The organism is Streptomyces tropicalis (genome assembly GCF_029269835.1).
GTDB lineage: Bacteria > Actinomycetota > Actinomycetes > Streptomycetales > Streptomycetaceae > Streptomyces > Streptomyces tropicalis.
The window spans coordinates 228904-249029 of record NZ_JARJBB010000005.1 but is presented as its reverse complement, the minus strand read 5'-3'; the positions used below and the strand labels follow the sequence as shown (position 1 = coordinate 249029).

The window sequence follows — 20126 nt, the reverse complement described above, 5'->3', positions numbered from 1 at the left end:
CCCCGACTGGGCGCCGGGGAGGTCGAAGCCGCACGGGTCGGCGGGGCGAGGTCCGGCCGGCGCCGCCTCCCAACCCCGTGGAACTCCAGCGTGCCTCAGGGCTGTCCCGCGATCCCCGGCGGGCGCACGACGACAGCTACGGCCCCTCGCCGCGTTGTCGGATCGCCCGAATACGCCCCGTATGGGGACGGCCCTCCGCCTTGCGATGCACCGCATCTGACGCCGTGCGCCGATCCACCGGTGATGACGGGACAGCCCTTTCGGGCGAGTGGCCGGCGCGGGGCGCCCTGCCTTCCCACTTGCAGGGAAGGCAGGGCGCCAGGCGTGCCCACTGCTCGCCGGCGGAAGACGCATGCGTCCGCTCGTGGTTCCTTAGGCCGGTGGGCGGTGACCAGTACCGCGACGGTGACCTGATCTGATCGGGCAGGAGGCCGTCTCCGCTCACGTCTGCACGGCTCATGTCGCCTGCGCTCGGCGCCATTGCCACCCGGTCCGGAGCATCCAGCCTGGCCAGAGTCGCGAGGTACTCGACCTGTTCAGTGACGACGGCCTCGAAGAAGGGGTTCGGCGCCCGGTGCAGGCGCAGTTCTTCGGCTCGGTCGATCGTGACCGTCCCAGGCGCTCGCTCGCGCAGCTCGGCCAGGTGCCGGTCGATGGGACGGACCACGATCAGCCGGCCGGACGGGCGCGACACGCGGTGGAACTCAGCTGGGTCGCGCGGGGCGAACACGTGCAGCACGACATCGGCCACGCCGTCGGCCAGAGGGAAGGGACGGAAGACGTCCCAGGCCACCGCGGTGGCACGGTCGTGGGCGCGGGCTGCCGAGCGCAGCGCGCGCACTGAAGTGTCCGGACCCGGACCACGGGCGCCGGGCGACTGATCGAGTACGCCGGCCAGGGAGGAGCCCGTGCCGCATCCCGCGTCCACAACAGCGGCCCCTCACTGACGCTCACGTCTGGCGTCTTCCCCCCCCGGAAAGGAGTGGCGAAAAGGGCCGCAGGCGCCACCGTGAGGACCCCAGTGGGCTTGTGCAGGGTGGATGCCCTCAGGGCTGTCCCGCAATCCCCGGCGGGCGGACGACGGCGGCTACGGCACCTCGTCGCGTTGACGGATCGCCCGAATACGTCCAGTACGAGGACGACCCTCGCCCGGCGATGCACCGCATCCGACGCCATGTTCCGGTCCACCGGGAATTACGGGAAAGCCTGAGGGATCGTGCGTCCACGGGCGCCGCCCGGACTCCGTACTGCCATGACGGAGACGGGAGGAAGCGGCTCGAAATCTTCTCATTCGAAGGTGATTCACCCGCCTCGACCCGTGAGATCTCTTCCTTGGTGCCGCTCGCGCTCATGTGAAAGAAGCGAAACCATCTGCTCGATCAACGTCCAGAACCGGTTTGATGATCGATCAGGGCTGTTCGCGAGTCGCCAATTTCCCATGTTCATTGATCAGAACGTCGAGCCGTCGGTCTTCGAACGGTAGTCAGACTCGGACGCCTGACCCAATGGCACTTGTGAGGGGGAGCCCAGATGAAAGTGAATCCGCTACTCGCGGACGACCCGTCCGAACTGCACGGATACAGCCTGCGGGGCAGAATTGGCCAGGGTGGAATGGGTGTGGTCTACCTTGCGCGGGATCCGGCGGGCCATGAGGTCGCGGTGAAGACCATTCTGCCGTCGCGAGAAGTCCACGAGGAGTTTCGGAAGCGCTTCGCTCGCGAGACCCGAATCCTGCAGACACTTCGGGACCCCCGCATTGTCTCGGTCCTCGCCGCATTTCCCGGACCGGAGAAACCGTGCCTGGTGACCGAATATGTTCCTGGTCCAACTCTTGCGGACCGACTGCGTGAGGGCCCCCTACCCCCTGACGCGGTGCGGAAGCTGGCGCTCGATCTGGCCGGAGCGCTGGAGGCCGCCCATGCGCGCGGCGTGGTGCACCGCGACCTGAAGCCGTCCAACGTTCTGCTCGGTCCGTATGGCACCAAGGTCATCGACTTCGGTATCGCCCGGTTCGTCGACGGCGAGGATCTCACGGAGACCGAGCAGCTCACGAAGACAGGGCATGTCCTGGGCACCCTGCCGTATCTGGCACCGGAGCAGTTCAAACGGGGCGGCCCTCCGGCCGGCCCCCCGGCCGATGTCTGGGCCTGGGCGCTGACCGTCGGCTGCGCCGCACGCGGGCGAGGCTGCTTCGTGATGCAGGACGGAACGGAGCATCCGTACCCCGGTCCAGAAGAGACGCCCGATCTTAACGGTGTGCCGGACGACCTCCTCCCGCTGCTCAGCGCCGCGCTGGACAGGGACCCGGCGATGAGACCCACGAGCAGGGACCTGGTGAACGCCCTGCGTCCCCTTGTCGAGCCACCGCGCCGAAAGGCGCCGCGCGTGCGGAGGGCGCGGAAGTGGCAGGCGGTGAGCGCGGGGGCGGCGGTGGCGGTGCTGATCCCCGCTCTGATCGTCATCCCCGGATATTGGAAGAAGGACCCGCCACCGCCGGACCTCGGCGTCTGCGTCAGCGCGCTCACGCGGAAGGGTTCCGAATGCGTCGGCGTAGCCGACCCGATCATCCGTGCCGACGCCTTCGGTCCCGAACTCAGGACGATCGTGGGGAAGATCGCACAGGAGAACCAGCGAGTTGCCGAGGAAGCAGCCTCGGACAAGCGGAAGCCGTTTGTCCGAGTCGCCCTGGTGATGCCGTACTCGGCGAACGACAGCAGCCCGTTGTCGTGGACCGCCATCCGCGAGAGCCTGGCGGGCGCCTATGCCGCCCAGTGCCGTGCCAACGCCTGTCCCGGGTTGAAGGGAAGAAGTACGACGGGCCTGCCCGGTAAGGTCCCCGGTGTGCAACTCCTTCTGGCCAACGAGGGAAGTGCGCAGCAGCACTGGAGGACGGTCACGGACCAGTTGGCCACGATGAAGTCGGGCGACCATCCGGTGGTCGGGGCCGTCGGCCTCGGAGTGAGCCTTCCGGAGACACAGCGGCTGGCGGACCGACTGTCCGAGCTGAAGATCCCGGCAGTGGGCGGACCGCTGACCGCGACCAGTCTGGAATCCCCCTACCTCTTCAAGGCATCTGCCTCCAACCTGCAGCACATCAGCGCGGTCCGCAAGGCCATCGGGCCCCTGCAGGAAGGGCGCCGCGGATTTCTGGTCTACGACATCAACGACGACCTCTACGTGAAAACCCTCCGCGAAGCATTCGACCAGGAGTTCAAGGACACCATCGGCACACGCCGTACGGGCTACGCGGGGTCCACCGGGCAGCACGTGGTCCCGAAGCTCTTCGGGCAGTCCGTGCAGGACATCTGCTACTCGGGCTCCGACCTGGTCTTCTATGCCGGCCGTGACAACGACTTCCCCGACTTCGTCAAGGCTCTGGCCAACCGCGGGCTGTGCAGCCAGGAAGGTGGTCTGCGTCCGATCACGGTCGTGACGTGCTGGTCGGGGCGATCGGCCTTCAGCGGCAACCCGGAACGGGTGAAGGAGCTCACCCGCGACAAGATCACCGTGATCGACGTGTCCGTACTGAACCCGGAGAGCTGGAAGAAGGGCGGCAGCAACCCGCGCGGATTCACCTCGTTCCGGACGAGTTTCACGGAACTCGGGCACACTGACGCGGAACTTGACGACGGGTACGCCATCATGAACCACGATGCCGTACTGACCGTGGCGTGGGCCGCAGAGTCCTTCGCCAACCAGACCGGGGGCGCTGTACCTGGCCCCCAGGACGTGTACAACCAGATCATCAATCTCCACGGGGCCAACTGGGTGGCCGCCGCAAGCGGCAACCTCGAGTTCTTCGACCCGCAGTACCCGCCGCACGGCTGGGCAAAGGGAGCACAGCTCACCATCAGCGAATTCGGATAGCAGCGAGCAGCCAGCACTCCGCCCCACGGCTCCTCCGCCCCCGGCTCCGGAGCAAAGCTTCCGGAAGAGCCACGGCTGCGGTCCTGGCCCTCGAAACGCGTGTGTCGGTCCTGCTCCGTCAACGAGTGCGGGGCGTAGGGCACGTGGCCGGAGCGGGGACGGGTGAGGGCGCCGGTCGGACCGGCGCCGTTCCCCACCGGGGTCTTCCGGCCCAAGTACGCCGACCACTCGACGTCCAGACCGTCCGGACTGCCGTGGACGGTCCACCCGCCGAGAGGACGTAGGGGCATGGGCGACACGGACGGTGCGGTCCGGGTCTTCCGCGAAGAGAGGGCCGCCCGTCCTGGACTTGTCCCGCCCTCCCGAGGCGCGCAGGGACTCCCAGACGTGGCGGACTCGCCGCGGGCGAGGATGCGAGGCCCGACGAGGTAGTGCTGCTCGGCCCGCTCGTCCGGCCTTCAGCGCTGCCATTGCTTCCTCTTCACCGGGGCCGCCGGATCACGACTGGTGCAGGAGCCCGAGGATTGGCCGCAGTGGTGACGGGGTGAGTTCCAGCGTGCTGCAGGGCGTCCTGGTGTTCGTCCGGATCGAGGCTGATGCCGAGCGCTTCGTTCGAGGCGAGGCCCAGGGCGAGCACGCCTCCGCGGGGACGGCTACTCGTTCGGCCCGGTCTCTGACGAACACGCCGACCGGGCGCCTGCCAGGCATCGCCCCCGGCCAGGCGCCCTTCTCCCGTGTCTAGAAGAAGCCCAGCCTCTTCGGCGAGTACGACACCAGCAGATTCTTCGTCTGCTGGTGGTACACGCCTGACCTCGCTCTTGACCTGCGACAAAGAGCGGAAACGTCGAGTGCCAGGCTGATTCGGTCCGCACCTGGTCCGGATCTTGATGTCCACGCGCCGACAGAGAGGCATCCTTCGCCTTGCCCGCGTCGGTCTCCTGCCCGTCTGGCGGTGTCCACGCATGCCTGTGTCGTCACGGGCGTCGCCGGTAGAGGGGGCGCGGTACGTGAAGGACGGCCGGGGCGTGCCGGGCGGTCCGCTCCCGGAGGGCGGCTGGCACCCAGGACGAGCTGGCTCGCCTGTTCGGCGCGTACGAAGTCGAGGATCGCGCTGCGGCCGCCTGCCCGATGGCTTGCCCGCCGCGGAGCCTGTCGCTCGACTCCTCCCAGCTGCGCGAGGCGGGCCCGCGGCCTCCGCCTATGGGCTCCGTCCTCTGGATCGTCGTCGGACTGGCCGGTGTGGCTGCACAGGCGATCACAGGTCGGCTGTGCCACGACCAGGGAGGGGCGGACGACGCGGCCGCGGATTTCGCTCTGGACCGGATTGGCCCCTGTGCCGCGGTGGAGTGATCTTCCTGGATGGGTAAGGCACAGGTAGTGGGCATAAATGAGCTGGATGTGCCATACTGGCCCGCCTTGCCTGGATCGCCAGGGTTTGTTCGCCGACGGGTACCGCGGCTGTTCCGTTTCGGGGTCCGATGGTGAGCGGCCGGCCCTTCCACGCCTGCACCGGTCTGAAGAGGCGCGCAATGGATCCATGGCTGATGTGGTTGATCTTTGCAGCCGTTCTGGCTGTGGCGGAGATCTTCACACTGACTGCCGCGCTCGGCATGCTGAGTGCGGCCGCGCTGGTCACGGCGGGTTCTGCTGCAGTCGGTCTGTCGGTGCCCTTCCAGTTCCTGGTGTTCACCGTCGTTGCCGTGGTCACCGTGCTGTTTTTGCGGCCCGTCGCGCTGCACCGTCTGCGGCAGCCCCAAGCGGCACGGTTCGGTGTCGACGCCCTGGTCGGCAAGTCTGCCTATGTCGTCGCGGAGGTGACGGGACGGGACGGCAGGGTCCGTATCGACGGCGACGAGTGGACGGCCCGCGCCTACGACGAGACGCTGGTGATCCCTGTCGGAAAGACCGTCGATGTCATGGAGATCAGCGGCGCAACCGCGATTGTCTACCCCCGGGACTGAAACCATGGAAACCTCGGCGTTCTTGTTTGCCGGCCTGATCATCGCTCTGTTCGCGGTCTTCACGGTGGTGCGGGCGGTCCGGATCGTGCCCCAAGCGCGTGCACGTACCGTCGAGCGACTGGGCCGCTATCTCCGGACCCTGAATCCCGGCCTCAACTTCGTCATCCCGTACATCGACCGTGTTCGCCCGCTGATCGACCTGCGGGAACAGGTTGTCTCCTTCAAGCCGCAGCCGGTCATCACCGAGGACAATCTGGTCGTGGAGATCGACACGGTTCTCTATTTCCAGGTGACCGATCCGCGTGCGGCTTTCTACGAGATCGCGAATTTTCTTCAAGCGGTCGAGCAGCTCACCGTCACCACGCTGCGCAACGTCGTGGGCTCCATGGACCTGGAAAAGACGCTCACTTCACGGGACACCATCAACAGCCAGCTGCGCGGCGTGTTGGACGAGGCCACCGGCAAGTGGGGGTTGAGGGTCAATCGGGTGGAGATCAAGGCCATCGACCCTCCGCAGACCATCAAGGACGCGATGCAGAAGCAGATGCGAGCCGAGCGGGACAAGCGCGCCGCGATTCTCGGGGCCGAGGGGCAACGCCAGTCACAGATCCTCACGGCCGAGGGCGACAAGCAGGCCGCCGTTCTGCGGGCGGAGGGCAACCGCACCGCCGCGATCCTCCAGGCCGAGGGCCAGTCCCGGGCCATCGACGAGGTGTTCCAGGCCGTACATCGCAACGACCCGGACCCCAAGCTGCTCGCCTACCAGTACCTCCAGACGCTGCCCCAACTCGCGCAAGGCTCGGGCAACAACTTCTGGGTCATCCCCAGCGAGATCACCTCCGCACTCCAGGGTGTGTCCCGCGCCTTCAGCGAGGTGCTGCCCCAGTCTCCGGCCACTCGCGAGAAACCCACGGACGACATGGCTGCCCAGGCCGCCGACGACACGGCGCAGGCGGCGGAAGCCGCTGCCGAGGCCCTCGCCGACGCCGCCAGGGCCGATCGTGGCACCCTCGACCCCGGCCTCTCCCAGCCGCCACGCTGACAGCCGGGCACGCCGGCTGGGTTTCGCCGGTTCCTGTACGTCACTTCCCTGGACGCAACCCGAGGGGTAGATGCGGGCATGACATTTGGCGAGCCGGATTGCTCCTGGTCGGTCGACGATGCGTCTATTAGGCCGTGTATCGAAAGTGGATCTTGGGCTGTGAATGATCAGGGTTCATGGGGCGGGGAGATCTCACGGACGAGCAGTGGGCGGTGCTGGAGCCGCTGTTGCCGAAGGGTGTCAGGGCGGGGCGGCCGCCTGTCTGGGCTCGGCGGCAGCTGATTGATGGCATACGGTTCCGGGTCCGGACGGGTGTTCCGTGGCGGGATGTACCTGTCGAATACGGGCCGTGGGGCCGGGTCTATGACCTGTTCCGCCGATGGCAGCGGACCGGCACCTGGCACCGAATTTTCACCAGGCTCCAGACGCTGGCCGATGCGAAGGGTGCGATCACGTGGGATCTGAGCGTCGACTCCACGGTCTGCCGTGCCCATGCGGCCGGAGCCCGCAAGCAGGGCGACCTGCAGAAGGAACCACCGGGCGGCGTGTTCGCCGAGCTCCGTGATCACGGGCTGGGACGCTCTCGCGGCGGGTTCGCCACCAAGCTGCACCTGGCCGTCGAGCAAGGTCAGAAGCCCGTGTCTGTCGTGGTGACTGCAGGACAGTGTGGAGACTCGCCGCAGTTCGAGCGAGTGCTGGAGAAGGTTCGCGTGCCCCGACTCGGGCCGGGCAGGCCACGCGTCCGCCCTGATCGCGTGCGGGCCGACAGGGCATACGCCTCCCGGAAGAACCGCGCCTACCTGCGCCGCCGCGGCATCCGCTGCACCATCCCGGACAAGGCTGACCAGGCCCGCAACCGCAAGGAGCGCGGCTCGCTCGGCGGCCGTCCGCCGAAGTTCGACCCCGAGGACTACAAGGCGAGACACGCGGTCGAGTGCGGCATCAATCGCCTGAAAAGACACCGCGCCGTAGCCACGAGGTACGACAAACTCGCGGTCCGCTACGAGGCGACCGTCCTCGTCGCAGCCATCAATGAATGGCTGCGACCAGTGTCGTCGAGAGTGATCCAGTAGCGGCGCTTGACCCCGGTTTCGGTGCTGCGCACATCGTCGAGGACGCCGCCGTTGCTTTCGATGGTCCGCGCTGAGCCGACGTTGCCGTCGTCACAGGTGAGAAGGACCCGGTCCAGACCGAGCGCCGGCGCCTTGAGTAGAACCGTTCCCAGCGCCCACGAGGCCAGTCCGCGTCTCCTGGCAGAAGGCCGAATGCTGTAACCGATGTGTCCGCCCCCTTCCAACAGAAAGGCGTTCAGATAGTGTCGAAGGTCGATGGCCCCGAGATACGTCTCGCCGTCGACGATCCACCAATGGGTAGCGTGGACGCGGCCTTCCCCGACAGGCAGCGACCGGTCCGATTGCTTTCGCAGTCGCTCGACCCATGAGGCGAACCCTTCCGGGCTGTCGAGGTCATCGTCACCAACCAGACGCAGGCCAGCCCCGTCCTGGTGAGCACCAGACTGCCACTCGTCACGCGCCGTGAGCCACGAGGAATGCAGCCGTCCAGTGGGAGCGATCAGTTCAGCCATGCGAGGGACGATAACACCCGCACCCCCTGTGTGATCAGGCGCTTTGTGCCAAATCGGGAGCCTGGCCCGTCGGGTGGGGTGCAGGTAAGCCAGACCGAGGCGAGATCGCACTACCTTGATCCACTTTCAGAACACGCCCTAGGTCGTGTCTTCAATTGATCTTGAGTGGTGGATCATGGTCGGGTGATACGTCGCCATGAACTGTCCGATGAGGAGTGGGAGTTCCTCCGTCCGCTGCTGCCCGAGTCCTTGCGTGGGCGGAAGCGGTTGGACGATCGAACCGTGCTCAACGGGATCGTGTGGAAGTTCCGGACGGGCACGGCCTGGCGGGACGTGCCTGAGCGGTACGGCCCCTGGCACACGCTGCACACCCGCTTTCGCCGGCGGGCCCTGGACGGCACCTTCGAGCGGATGCTCCAGGCCGCCCAGGCCCGGGCGGACGCGGCGGGAGAGGTCGATTGGCTGGTGTCGGTCGACTCCACCGTCGTGCGTGCCCACCAGCATGCCGCCGGGGCCCGAAAAGGGGGCGACGCAGCCCCGCACTCGGACGCTCCCGGGGCGGCCTGACCAGCAAGATTCACCTGGCCTGCGATGCCTTCGGGCGTCCGCTCGCCCTCGTGCTCACGGGCGGCAACACCAACGACTGCACCCAGTTCACCACCGTGATGGAGGCGATCCGGGTGCCTCGCATGGGCCTGGGCCGTCCCCGGGCGCGGCCCGCACACGTGCTGGGCGACAAGGGCTACAGCTCCCGCGCGATACGGACCTGGCTGCGACGCCGCGGCATCGGCCACACCATCCCCGAGCGGGCCGACCAGATCCGCAACCGGCTCCGGCGCGGCAGCCGGGGCGGGCGCCCGCCGGCCTTCGACAAGCAGCTCTACAAGCAGCGCAACGTCGTGGAACGGTGCTTCAACCGCCTCAAGCAGTGGCGCGGCATCGCTACCCGCTACGACAAGACCGCCGAGTCCAACCAGGCAGCTGTCACCCTCGCCCCGCTCCTGATGTGGGCGTGACAATTGACGACAACTCCTAGCTAGAGGGGGCCCCTCCATACCCGATCTCATTGCCGTCGGGATCGCGGTACAGCACCTTGCGCATGCCGTCGGGGTACGTCTCCCGCTTCACGGGCTCGATCCCGCGCTCGGTGATGCGATCGACGCAGACGTCCAGGTCGTCGACGAGAATCGTCTGGATGGCGTGGCCGGCGTGCTGGGCATTCTGCTGGATATAGAGGTACCGATGCTCACCGAGCTCCCACACTGCTTCCGTGTCGGATGCGAGGAACGTCGGCTCGGAGCCCAACACACGCACGTACCAGGCTTGCGCAGCCTCGAAGTCACGGACGTAGATCCCGGCGAACAACTCGAGTGGCATCCGGCCATGGTAGCGCCGGACAACGCACAGCAACCCGGTGAACCTACGCGGTCACAGCACTAGCGAGTGGGTCGCGGTACCACATGCCACATGTCGTAGAAGCCGTCCAGGGCCGTCCATCCAGTCCTATGCGGACGTTTATGTCCATTCTCGGTAACCCGTGCCAGGAGGGTGTCCACGGGGTCTGTGATTCGCGCGTGATACCTGACTGCACGACGTGCGGCTGGTCAGGATGGATTGGTGCTCGTGCTGACGGCTCCGTTGTACTCGGGCTCACCGCTTTCGGGTACGCGGAGGGGCGAGGCGGAGACGACGCGAGCTGCGCGGACGATCAGCAGCACGCGGCAAGGGAACTCCCCGCGACGCACAGGGTCGTAGCCCTTCGATCTCGACATGCCAAACGCCTGGGCGGCGTCCTCGACGCTCGCGGTACCACTCCAGGTGGCACGGATGCGCTCGGGGCTGACCAGTTCGTGCTGCAATTCGCTGTTCTGGCTGGGCATTTTCGTTAGCACTGCCTTAGCCCAGGGCGTGTAGTTCATCGACGGGCTTTTCAGACAGGGCTGTGGCTGTTCAGGTGCGCCGGAGCGGGCTGCCGCCGCGGCGATCAGTGGCAGCAGTGAGCTGGGACGATGGCGGCGGATGCGCTGGCGGTATTCGTCCTCCTTCAACAGCCATCCCGCCGTGATCCTCGCATCGAAGGGAATCTTCGAGGGGATTCCCCTCGCTCGGCTATGTAGGGCAACCGGGTCGTCGGTCTGGGGTGGTCGCCGAGGGGGTCGGAGAAGATCTTCTCCTAGATTTCTCCCAGGGACAGAGAAGTGGCGAGGTGGTGGCATCTGCCACACCAATGTTACGGGGGTGAATTTGCACTGCGGTTCAGGGTGGTAGACCAGGTGTCAGAACGGGCCGTGAAGGCTGCCCAGTCTGTCGGTCAGACGCAGGTTCTCGGAGTAGTCGACCGGACAGGCGATCACGGACACCGAATCGTCGTCGAGGGCGCGGCGCAGCACGGGCAGGAGCTGGCCGGCGGTCTCGATCGTGTAGCCGCGTGCGCCGAAGCTTTCGGCGTAGGCGACGAGGTCGGGGTTGGTGAACCGGGTGTGGCTGTGGCGGCCGAGTTCGAGTTCCATCTTCCAGGTGATCAGGCCGTATTCCTGGTCCACTAGGACGAGGACGACCAGTGGGACGCGTTCGCGGACGGCGGTGTCCAGTTCCTGGGAGTTCATCAGGAACGAGCCGTCGCCCATCATCGCCAGGACTCGTCGGTCCGGCCGGGCGAGCTTGGGGTCTCCTTCGACGCCCACGGAGACCGGGCAGTGGGCGTCGACCTCGGCGGGGAAGCGGTGCACGTGAACGATCCGCTTGTCGCCGTTCGGGTCATTGCGCCCGCGATGACACCTACGATCGCTGCGATCAAAATGATCTGGGTCACAGCATTCCTCCTGAATGCGTATGTCGTCACGCGGGGATGGTCAGCCCGCCGTTTGGCCACGTCGTTTCTCCAGTGCTTCGTGGAACGCGGCAAGGGAGCCAACCAGAAAGGGGTATAGGGGGTCGTTCTGCGGAACATGGGGGAGCCACCGGCGGGTGGCCTCGCTGGCGGACGCCCACAGTGCCGAGGCGACAGCCAGGGGGTCCGCTTCGTCGATGACGGCCTTGCCACAGGTGATCACCAACGGGCCGCCCTTCTTGAGCTTGAACTTCAGCGAGAAGCGGGCCGGAGTCGCCCGGAACACGGCGGTGCCGCGACCGCGCTTGACCACGGGGGCGAGCTCGTTCAGGAGCGTGGCCACGGCGAGTTGGATGAGCAGAGGCTGAGCAGGTGTGATGTCCGTCGACGAGGCCCGGCCGTGGCTCCCCACCACCTCGATGTCTCCCACGTTCGCTGCGCCGGCTGCCTCGCCTTCCTCCAGCGACATCCTGAAATGGAATTCGGTCATCGGGAACTCCCTGCCGTTGGGCGACGAATGAGTCGGCTCGTGCCGTGCGGGCGCGGCGGGCGGCCGTCGGTCAAGTGGCTCATGAAGCGGCTTGCCGTTGGAAGCTGGCGCGGTAGGCCTGCGGCGCCACGCCGACCACTCGGCGGAAGTGAGGGCGTAGCCCGACCGCGCTGGTGAAGCCCCCCTGACGGGCGATGGCGTCCACGTTCAGGTTTGTGGTCTCCAGGAGGTGCTGGACGTGCATGATCCGCTGGGCCAGGAGCCATTGGAGGGGGGAACTCCCCGTCAGCTCCCGGAACCGACGGTCGAAGCTGCGCCGGCTCATGAACGCCTGGGACGCCAGCGCGTTGACGTCGAGGTCCTCGTCGGCAAGGTGCTCCATCGCGTACGCCAGGACCGCGGTCAGTGGATTTCGGGTGTCGCTGTCCGGAAGGGGCCGCTCGATGTACTGCGCCTGGCCTCCCGTCCGCTGCGGCGGAACCACCATCCGTCGGGCGATGGCGTTGGCGGTCTGAGCGCCGAAGGTGCGGCGCACCAGATGCAGGCAGGCGTCGATGCCCGCCGCGGTCCCGGCGGAAGTGAGGATGTCGCCCTCGTCGACGAACAGCACTGAGGCATCGACGCTGATCCGTGGGTAGGCGTGGGCGAGCGCGGCGGCGTACTTCCAGTGAGTTGCCGCCCGTCGGCCGTCGAGCAGACCGGCAGCCGCAAGGACGAACGTGCCCAGGCACAGGCCGACAATAATCGCACCGTCCCGATGCGCGGCCCGCAGGGCGGCAAGTACCTGGTGCGGAGGATGCTCCTGGGGATCGCGCCAGCTGGGCACGACGATCGTCGCCGCCGCGTCCAGGGCCTGCAGATCGTGGGTCGCCTCCAGCCGGATCCCCGCGGTCGTGGTGAGCGGACCGGGGTCGCCCGCGACTGGCAGGACCGTGAACCTCGGTACCCCCATGTCCGCGCGGTCGACCCCGAAGACACTGACCGGAACGCTGGTTTCGAACATCGGGGCTCCGTCGAACATGACCACGGCCACCGTCTGCGCCTCCCGCTCGCCCATGAGTCACCTCCTGATTCGGGCTGGCGCAAAACTATCGTAGGTCGACGTTCAAGCCACTGACTTGTCACGGCGCGACCGGCCACGATCGACGGCGTACCCGAGTTGTGAAGAGAGGAAGGCAGAACATGACCGCAGACCGAGAAGCCGGTACCGGGATCCGGATCCAGCTCGTGGGCGGCCCGACCGCGATCCTGGAGATCGGCGGCGTACGGCTGGTGACGGATCCGACGTTCGACCCGCCGCGCGAGTACGACCTGGGCCCTGGCCGGGTCCTTGCCAAAACCGCGGCTTCCGCGCTTCAGCCGCACGAGGTGGGCCCGGTTGACGCGGTCCTGCTCTCCCACGACCAGCACGTTGACAACTTGGATGAGTCGGGCCGCGCGTACCTCGCCGACGTCCCGCTCGTCCTGACGACGGCCTCGGCCACCGCCCGGCTGGCGGGCGCGTGCCGGTCCGTGCCGCTGTGGGAGACCGTCGAGCTGCCCCGCCCCGACGGGAGCGCCTTGTGGATCACGCGGGTGCCCGCGCTCCACGACCCCGAGGGCGCGGAGCCGATCGTCGGCGAGGTGGCCGGCTTTGTGCTGTCCGGCAGAGGCCTGCCGACGGTCTATGTGAGTGGGGACAACGCCTCCCTGGACGTCGTGCGGGTCGTCGCCGAGCGCTTCCCGCGGACCGATGTGGCGATGCTGTTCGCCGGCGCTGGCCGGACCGGGCTGATCGACGGCTATCTCACCCTCACCAGTGCGCAGACTGCTGAAGCGGCACGGATCCTCAATGCGCCGCAGGTGGTTCCCGTGCACTTCCACATGTGGCACCACTTCACCGAGGGCGGCGAGGAGTTGGAGAAGGCTTTCAGCGATGCGGGCCTGTCGGAGCGTCTCACCCTGCTGGCTCCGGGGGAGAGCACGTACCTGGGTGGCACGACAGCCTGAACGGTCCGGCGCCGGACCGTGCACGCCCATCGCAGTCTCGGCGGCCTGTTCAGGTCGCCGCAGCCATGTCGTCGGCCTGCTCGGGTGCCTCGTCGAGGGTGGGAGGCAGATCGTGCATGGTCCGCAGCGGTGACAGCAGGATGGGGAGGGATGCGGCGAGCTCGCCGAGCACGCCGATCCACATTGCTTGCCGGGGTCCGAGGGTCTGGCCGAGGATGCCGCCCATCAGTGCGCCCACCGGCATCAGACCCCACACCACGAAGCGGAACGTCGCGGTCATACGGCCGAGGAGCGGTTTCGGGCAGAGCCGTTGCCGCATGCTGACGCTGGAGATCTTGTAGGTCATGAAGCTGACCCACCCGAGGCTGTTCAGCAGCAGTGCCAGCGCGAACCGCCAGTCCGCCTGGTACATCGGCAGGGTCAACAGCCACAGGACACTGCTCACGATCAGGGCCATCCACATGGCCGGCCCCTGGCCCAGCCGGGACACGACGCGGCCGACGGCCAGAGCGCCGAGCAGGCCGCCCACGGCCTCGGCGGTGAAGACCAGGCCGCACAGGAAGGAGGAGAGGTGGAGCCGGCCCGCCAGCAGGACCAGCAGCATGGACGCGCCGATCGTGGCGCACATGTTGGAGATCGCGGAGCTCAGGGTGATGGCCCTGAGCGACCTGTCGCCGAAGACCAGACGCAGGCCCTCGGCGATCTCCGACTTCAGGTTGCCGCCGGAGGCGGGGGGCTTGACGTCGGGCGTGCGGATCCGCGCCAGCGACAGCGCCGACAGCACGAAGGTGACGACGTTGACGACGATGGCCGTCGGGGCGGTGAGTGCTCCGACGATCGCCCCTCCGAAACCGGGGCCGCCGGCCTGGGCCACATTGCGCGTGGTCTCCAGCTTGACGTTCCCCTGGACGAGTTGGTCCGCCGCCACGAGGCGGGGCAGGTAGCTCTGGAAGGACACGTCGAAGAACGCGGTGCACACCGAGACACCGAAGGCGACCGCATACAACTGGCTCAGCGTCAGTGCACCCATGGCCGCCGTGAGGGGGATCGAGCCGAGGAGCACGGCGCGGCAGACGTCGCCCGCCATCATGACGCGGCGCTGGCGCATGCGGTCGACCCAAGCCCCTACGGGCAGACCGATGACCAGCGCCGCCAGGTACTCGAACATGACGAGCAGACTCGCCTCGAACGGCGAGGCGTGCAGGGTGCGGATGGCCACCAGCGGGAGTGCGACGAGCGTTACCCCGGCACCGATCTGGCTCACCGTGTCCGCGGTCCACAGCCGGCGGAAGTCCCGGTGGAAGCGCAGATCCGAGCGTTCATGTGTCATGGTGCCTTACACCACCATCCGGCGCGGGAGACGACCAGAGATTTCATGTCGGCGAAAAGTCCCTGATCAGGCGGTGATATGAGTTCCCTGCACTTCGATGTCGGCGACGTCGCCAAGATCAGGTTCACCATCTCACCGCTCTGGGACACGGTGAGCAGCTTTTGGGTGCTCGCCGACGCCGGGCGGAACTCCGTGCACAGGCCCTGGATCACCTCCGCCAAGGAGCTCCTCAAGGACCGGGACCTGGCCCGCACGACAGCGCCCCTGCGTTCCCTCACCGGCCGAAGCATCTGCCTGCCCGACTTCCTCACGCCTCCACCCGACTGCTCCACCGGTGACATCGAGGATGAGCTGGCCATCGTCCTGGCAACGCCGCACGCACGGGTCCAGGCCGAGGTAGAGGCCATGGGCGACAGCGCCGTACCAGGCTCGTTCAGCCATCGGCTGGCCACCGACGCCCAGCGGGCGCTGCCGCAGCTGGTGCAGGCCGTGGAGGCGTGGTGGCAGGCCGCCCTGCGGCCGCACTGGCCGCGCATGCGGGCCGTCCTCGAAGCCGACGTCGCCTTCCGCACGCGCGAACTCTCCCGCGGGGGCGTCCAGACGCTCTTTCACCAGCTGCACCCGGCACTTCACTGGACGGGCGACCGCCTCGGCGTCGATGACATGTTGGACACGGACATCCGTCTGAACGGCCGGGGCCTGCCGCTCGTGCCCAGCCTGTTCGCCACCCGATCGGTCCTGGTCGCCAGCAGCGCGGCATCTCCGCCCATCGCCGTCTATCCGGCACGGGCCCTGGGCACCTTGTGGGAGCAGGGCGGGACCGAGTATCGCAGTGTCGCCAGGCTGCTCGGCCGCAGCCGGGCGATGATCCTGGCCTTCACCACCTCGCCGTGCACCACCACGCAGCTGGCAGCCCGCACGGGGCTGAGCGCACCGGCGGTCTCACAACACCTCGGGGTGCTCCGCGAGGCGGGACTGGTGACGAAGAGCAGATACCGCAACGAGGTCAACTACGTGGTGAGTGAACTTGGTTCGGCGTTGCTGGACCAGTCCGCAGGGCACGCCGCCCTGCGTCGTCCGTAGCGCCGGCGCACGGCGGATACGGCTGGCAGGGTCGACCTGTACACCACTGGCGGAGCCGAGTCCGGCCTGGCGAGAACCAAGGAGCGCGATGAGGCCGTGCCCCGTCCACGACAACCGCGGCGACCGGCTGAACGGCCGCGCCCACGCCGACTGCACGCCCGTCCGCACGTCGGCGCGACCTCTGCGACGGGCGTCAGCGGGCAGCGGTGCCCTGGTGCTCGGCGACAGTGCCGTCGACGAGACGGTTCTCGCCAAGGTCCTCACCTCCTACGTCACGCTGGGCGCGAGCCTGCAGCCGCTCGTGGAGAACGGATCCCAGCGCATTACAAGGTGGTGGATCATGACATGCAGTCACAGATCGGCGTCATCTCCGCCTCCGGGCGCACCGCCGTGAACGCCGTCGACCAGGAGACCGTCGGTATCGACGCCACCATGAGGAGTTCTGTCTGAGTTCTGGGGCGCCCTGCGACGCTGAAGGAGCTGCACGCTGAGGGCGGCGACGAACGCCACCAGCGCGTAGAGCGCCTCCCAGACGGATTCGACGAGGCTTGCCGCAATCACCACCAGGAGGAGCAGGTTGAGTCCGGACCGGAGTGTGAGGCCGCGCACTCGCAGGTAGGAGACGATGCTCAGTATGTAGAGGAGCATGAAGATCGCGCTTGCCGCCGCCGTGGTGTCGACGACCAGCGAAGGCCGCAGGCTCAGCAGGACCGAGGTTGCCGAGAACAGGACGCAGAGCAGTCCGAGGGCGCGGCGAGGCGCACCGGCTTCCTCGGGGTCGAGAAGGGCGGCAGGCAGCAGGCCGTTGACGGCAGCGTCCCGCGCCATCTGCGACACACCCCAGACCCAGGCGATCGCGTTGAGCAGCATGGCGGTGCAGGCGATCAGGGTGACAGCCCACAGCACGAACTTGCCGTGCCCCACCGCCGCGGCCAGTTGCAGGAGCCCCACGACCTGGTCGACGTTCTGCCTTGGCACGCACACGGCGATAGCAACGGTGAGCAGGATGGTGAACAGGCCATAGACCGCAAGGGCGATGGCACTGACCGGGAGGAAGTCACGTGCGGGCGCCCGGAACTCCCGCGCCAGAAAGGTGAGGTTCTCGAAACCGGCGAAGGCCCAGAACGCCAGCACCACTCCCGGGAGAACCACGTCGAGGTGCTGGGTGCCGGGAGCCACCGAGGACAAGCCGTGATCGGCCGAGGGGGCCGCTGCGGCGAGCAGGGCGGCGGCCATGAGGACCAGCCCCCAGGAGGCAGCCGTCTGCACCCGCGTGCTGGTCCGGACCCCCGCGAGATTGACCAGGGCGGCGGCCAGCAGCACGGCCAGCCCGATCGCGATGACGGCTGCCCGGTCCATCGCGAAGGTCCGGGCCACGTAACGCCCGGCGACGAACGTCCCCGAGGGCAGGCCGACGACGACGAGCGCGATGAACATCAAGGGCACACAGCGGGCGAACATGTCGCCCAGGCCGGCCCGGATGAACGCCTCTATCCCACGGCCGTCGGGATTGCTTCGGACCATGTCGTCGAACATGAGCAGCATCGGCAGGCACAGGAGAGTCGACAGTGCCCACACGAGAAGGCTGTTGTTTCCCGCCCGCGCGTAGACCGCCGAGGGCAGGAAGAGAATGCCCGAGCCGGCGACGGACCCGATGGCCAGGGGAACCGCCTGCCAGCGGGTCAGCCCTCGGGATGCTCCCGCGTTCTGACCCTCGCTGACCGAATCGCTGCGTTCTCGGTTCACACGCCGGCCTTCACTGGACATGATTCTGGTGCGACGATCCTCGGCAGTTCGGCGATGTCCGTCAAGGGATGGTCGGCCGACAGCGCACGCGATCTGTGAATCCTGCCCGCAGGCGCGTCAAAATGCGCCGGACCTGAGTTGCGGAACGTCAGCGAATTGATAGGGATTCCCGAGGTGGGAGGGCGCCCCCCGTGGTCGGCCTGCGGGTGCGGTCCGCACTCCTGACGACGACGAGGCACGCGCCGCACCGGGCCATAACGCGCACTTATGGCTGCTCATGCAAGGTTCGTGGTTCCCCAGCCGCATCCTCGTCCGTAGTTTCGTGACATGCGATATCACCACGTTGACGTCTTCACCGGCCAGGCCTACAGCGGCAACAGCCTGACGGTGTTCCCAACGGCTGGCGGGCTCACAGCGTCTCAGATGGCCCAAGTCACCAGAGAGTTGCGGCATTTCGAGTCGATCTTCCTGCAGCCCGGAGGCCAGGACGGGCGCACATGGCAGGCGCGCGTCTTCGACCTGCTGGAGGAGCTGGACTTCGCGGGTCACCCGGTGATCGGCGCCGCCTGCGTGCTGCACGCCCTGCACGGCACGGCTCCGGACGAGGAGTGGACCCTGCGCCTCAGGACCCGCACGGTCCGCGTCGCCACGCACAGGCACAGCCGCGGACGGTACTCGAGCGTCCTCGACCAGGGCTCGGCGCTGTTCCTGAGCCGGCCTGAGGTGCCGGACGTGGCGTCATGGTTCTCACTGCGCCCCGAACACCTCGACCCGGACCTCCGGCCGGAGGTGGTCTCCACCGGGCTGCGCTATCTCGTCGTCCCCGTACGCCACGGCGCACTGGAACGTGCCCGCGTCGCCTTCGACCTCCAGGCGTTCCTGGCTCCTCTCGGCGCCCAGTTCGCCTACATGCTGGACGCCACTGCCATCGAAGGTCGGCACTGGAACAACGACGGCATCGCGGAGGATGTCGCCACGGGCAGCGCCGCGGGTTGCGTCGCGGCCTATCTGCGCCGCAACGGCCGGATCGGCGACGGCGAACAGGTCACACTCCGCCAAGGGGGTTTCGCCGGCCGCCCCAGCGAGATGGCGATCACCGCGCACGGCACCGGCACGGACATCCCGTCGGTCGAAGTGGGGGGCGATGTCGCTTTCGTCGGTGACGGACGTCTGGAGGTGCTGCCGCAATGACGGCGAACGGTACTGTCCATCGAGGACCGGCCGACGGTTTCGGTGCCGCAGCTGTGCTCACACGAGCCGTCGCAGGAGGGTCTCCACTGCGTCCACAAGGCGGTCACCCTCGGTCGCGGAGCTCCGGACGAGGCCGAACTCGACTTCCGGAAGTTCCGGCAGGCTCGGCGCCACCGTGCCCGGTTCGAGATTCGGCGGGAGCAGGGCCGAGACACCCAGACCGGCCCGGACGGCCGCCTGTACGCCGGCGAGGCTTGTGCTTTCGAAGACGACACGCCACCTGCGGCCCGACCGCTCCAGGGTCTGCAGGACCGGGTCGCGCCAGCGGCACGGCTGGGAGAACAGCACCAGCGGCAGGGGATCGGCCGCGATGTCGATTCCGGGACCCTGCGCCCACACCAGCGGCATACGCGCCGTCCATCGGGAAGGCTCCGGCAGGTACGCCGGATCGCACAGGGCCAGGTCCACGCGGCCGGAGACGAAGGCCTCACGCATGGCGGGTCCGGGCAGACTGACGAGTTCCAGCGTGATGTCCGGATGGAAATGGGTGAACTCCGCCAGCGCACTGGTCAGGACAGGGGTGGCTAGGTCCTCCAGCAGCCCCACCCCGCAATGTCCGTCCAGCGTGCTCCTGGACACCTGGAGAGCCTGGCTCGACAGGGCCAGTATCCGCTCGGCATAGGGCATCAGAGCCTCGCCCGTCGTGGTGAGGGACACCCCTGTGGCGGCACGGTGCAGCAGAGGCTGCCCCACGACGCGTTCCAGTCGCCGCAATTGCTGGCTCAGGGCCGGCTGGCTGTGACCGAGCGCTGTTGCCGCGCGACTGATGCTTCCCGCCTTGACGGACGTGACAAAGGCACGCAGCAGGGCCGTCTCAAGGTCTGTGGTCATAACAGGAGGTTATGCCGACGGGAATGAATCACCCACTTCCTGCATTTTTGCGGCTGTCGAACGTCGTGGCCTGCAACAGCAGGCCAGCGGCTGCGAAGGTTGATACAGGCCTGATCGGGGA

At 67.6% G+C, this 20126-nt stretch carries 18 protein-coding genes and 1 pseudogene; 9 read left to right on the top strand and 10 right to left on the bottom strand.

What is annotated here, in order from left to right:
- Window positions 1–371: 371 nt before the first annotated feature.
- Window positions 372–937 (bottom strand): annotated as a pseudogene (locus tag P3H78_RS12620) (class I SAM-dependent methyltransferase); the annotation flags it as partial.
- Window positions 938–1530: 593 nt separating this feature from the next.
- On the opposite strand from P3H78_RS12620, the gene P3H78_RS12615 reads away from it, so the two are divergent.
- From P3H78_RS12615 to P3H78_RS12595, 5 genes are all read left to right on the top strand, one after another.
- Window positions 1531–3867, top strand: a complete 2337-nt coding sequence (locus tag P3H78_RS12615; RefSeq protein WP_276109015.1) for a bifunctional serine/threonine-protein kinase/ABC transporter substrate-binding protein — start codon at window positions 1531–1533, stop codon at window positions 3865–3867.
- 544 nt (window positions 3868–4411) lie between these two features.
- Window positions 4412–4609, top strand: coding sequence for a hypothetical protein (locus P3H78_RS12610; RefSeq protein WP_276109014.1), 198 nt, complete (start codon window positions 4412–4414; stop codon window positions 4607–4609).
- Between the two features lie 787 nt (window positions 4610–5396).
- Entirely contained in the window at window positions 5397–5828 is a 432-nt protein-coding gene (locus P3H78_RS12605) for an NfeD family protein (RefSeq protein WP_276109013.1), read from the top strand.
- 4 nt (window positions 5829–5832) lie between these two features.
- On the top strand, window positions 5833–6870 hold the full coding sequence (locus P3H78_RS12600) for an SPFH domain-containing protein (protein ID WP_276109012.1): 1038 nt from the start codon (window positions 5833–5835) through the stop codon (window positions 6868–6870).
- Between the two features lie 176 nt (window positions 6871–7046).
- The gene (locus P3H78_RS12595) at window positions 7047–7943 is read left to right on the top strand and encodes an IS5 family transposase (protein ID WP_276109011.1); all 897 of its coding nucleotides are present in this window, start codon (window positions 7047–7049) and stop codon (window positions 7941–7943) included.
- On the opposite strand, the gene P3H78_RS12590 is transcribed toward P3H78_RS12595, so the two are convergent.
- Window positions 7871–8455 (bottom strand): GNAT family N-acetyltransferase, encoded by a 585-nt coding sequence (locus P3H78_RS12590; RefSeq protein WP_276109010.1) that lies wholly within the window; start codon window positions 8453–8455, stop codon window positions 7871–7873. The genes P3H78_RS12595 and P3H78_RS12590 overlap by 73 nt on opposite strands.
- A 186-nt stretch (window positions 8456–8641) precedes the next feature.
- Here P3H78_RS12590 and P3H78_RS12585 point away from each other — a divergent pair.
- Window positions 8642–9471, top strand: a protein-coding gene (locus tag P3H78_RS12585) for an IS5 family transposase (RefSeq protein WP_438827962.1) whose coding sequence is annotated in 2 segments (ribosomal slippage) — window positions 8642–8978 and window positions 8978–9471 — 831 coding nt in all. Because the reading frame shifts where the segments join, the coding sequence is not laid out codon by codon here.
- Between the two features lie 16 nt (window positions 9472–9487).
- Here the strand turns inward: P3H78_RS12585 and P3H78_RS12580 are convergent.
- The 5 genes from P3H78_RS12580 to P3H78_RS12560 form a co-directional block, all read right to left on the bottom strand.
- Window positions 9488–9832 carry a VOC family protein gene (locus P3H78_RS12580; RefSeq protein WP_276109009.1) on the bottom strand — a complete coding sequence of 115 codons (345 nt, stop codon included), beginning with the start codon at window positions 9830–9832 and terminating at the stop codon, window positions 9488–9490.
- 227 nt (window positions 9833–10059) lie between these two features.
- Window positions 10060–10503, bottom strand: coding sequence for a hypothetical protein (locus P3H78_RS12575; RefSeq protein WP_276109008.1), 444 nt, complete (start codon window positions 10501–10503; stop codon window positions 10060–10062).
- 228 nt (window positions 10504–10731) lie between these two features.
- Entirely contained in the window at window positions 10732–11184 is a 453-nt protein-coding gene (locus tag P3H78_RS12570) for a thiamine pyrophosphate-dependent enzyme (RefSeq protein WP_276109007.1), read from the bottom strand.
- Between the two features lie 123 nt (window positions 11185–11307).
- Window positions 11308–11775: a hypothetical protein gene (locus tag P3H78_RS12565; protein ID WP_276109006.1), complete on the bottom strand. Its 468-nt coding sequence runs from the start codon at window positions 11773–11775 to the stop codon at window positions 11308–11310.
- 79 nt (window positions 11776–11854) lie between these two features.
- Window positions 11855–12832: a helix-turn-helix domain-containing protein gene (locus P3H78_RS12560; RefSeq protein ID WP_276109005.1), complete on the bottom strand. Its 978-nt coding sequence runs from the start codon at window positions 12830–12832 to the stop codon at window positions 11855–11857.
- 125 nt (window positions 12833–12957) lie between these two features.
- Here P3H78_RS12560 and P3H78_RS12555 point away from each other — a divergent pair, with 125 nt between their 5' ends.
- A complete protein-coding gene (locus P3H78_RS12555; RefSeq protein ID WP_276109004.1) occupies window positions 12958–13764 on the top strand; it encodes an MBL fold metallo-hydrolase in 807 nt (268 codons plus the stop codon).
- A 49-nt stretch (window positions 13765–13813) separates the two neighbouring features.
- Here P3H78_RS12555 and P3H78_RS12550 read toward each other — a convergent pair whose 3' ends face one another.
- Window positions 13814–15094 carry an MFS transporter gene (locus P3H78_RS12550; protein ID WP_276109003.1) on the bottom strand — a complete coding sequence of 427 codons (1281 nt, stop codon included), beginning with the start codon at window positions 15092–15094 and terminating at the stop codon, window positions 13814–13816.
- A 78-nt stretch (window positions 15095–15172) separates the two neighbouring features.
- Between P3H78_RS12550 and P3H78_RS12545 the strand changes: the two genes are divergently transcribed.
- Window positions 15173–16177, top strand: coding sequence for an ArsR/SmtB family transcription factor (locus P3H78_RS12545; RefSeq protein ID WP_276109002.1), 1005 nt, complete (start codon window positions 15173–15175; stop codon window positions 16175–16177).
- A gap of 351 nt (window positions 16178–16528) precedes the next feature.
- Here P3H78_RS12545 and P3H78_RS12540 read toward each other — a convergent pair whose 3' ends face one another.
- Complete coding sequence (locus P3H78_RS12540; protein WP_276109001.1) at window positions 16529–17944, bottom strand: APC family permease; 1416 nt, start codon at window positions 17942–17944, stop codon at window positions 16529–16531.
- A 306-nt stretch (window positions 17945–18250) separates the two neighbouring features.
- Here P3H78_RS12540 and P3H78_RS12535 point away from each other — a divergent pair, with 306 nt between their 5' ends.
- The gene (locus tag P3H78_RS12535) at window positions 18251–19114 is read left to right on the top strand and encodes a PhzF family phenazine biosynthesis protein (protein WP_276109000.1); all 864 of its coding nucleotides are present in this window, start codon (window positions 18251–18253) and stop codon (window positions 19112–19114) included.
- 57 nt (window positions 19115–19171) lie between these two features.
- Here the strand turns inward: P3H78_RS12535 and P3H78_RS12530 are convergent, their stop codons facing one another.
- Entirely contained in the window at window positions 19172–20005 is an 834-nt protein-coding gene (locus P3H78_RS12530; RefSeq protein ID WP_276108999.1) for a LysR substrate-binding domain-containing protein, read from the bottom strand.
- Between the last annotated feature and the right edge of the window lie 121 nt (window positions 20006–20126).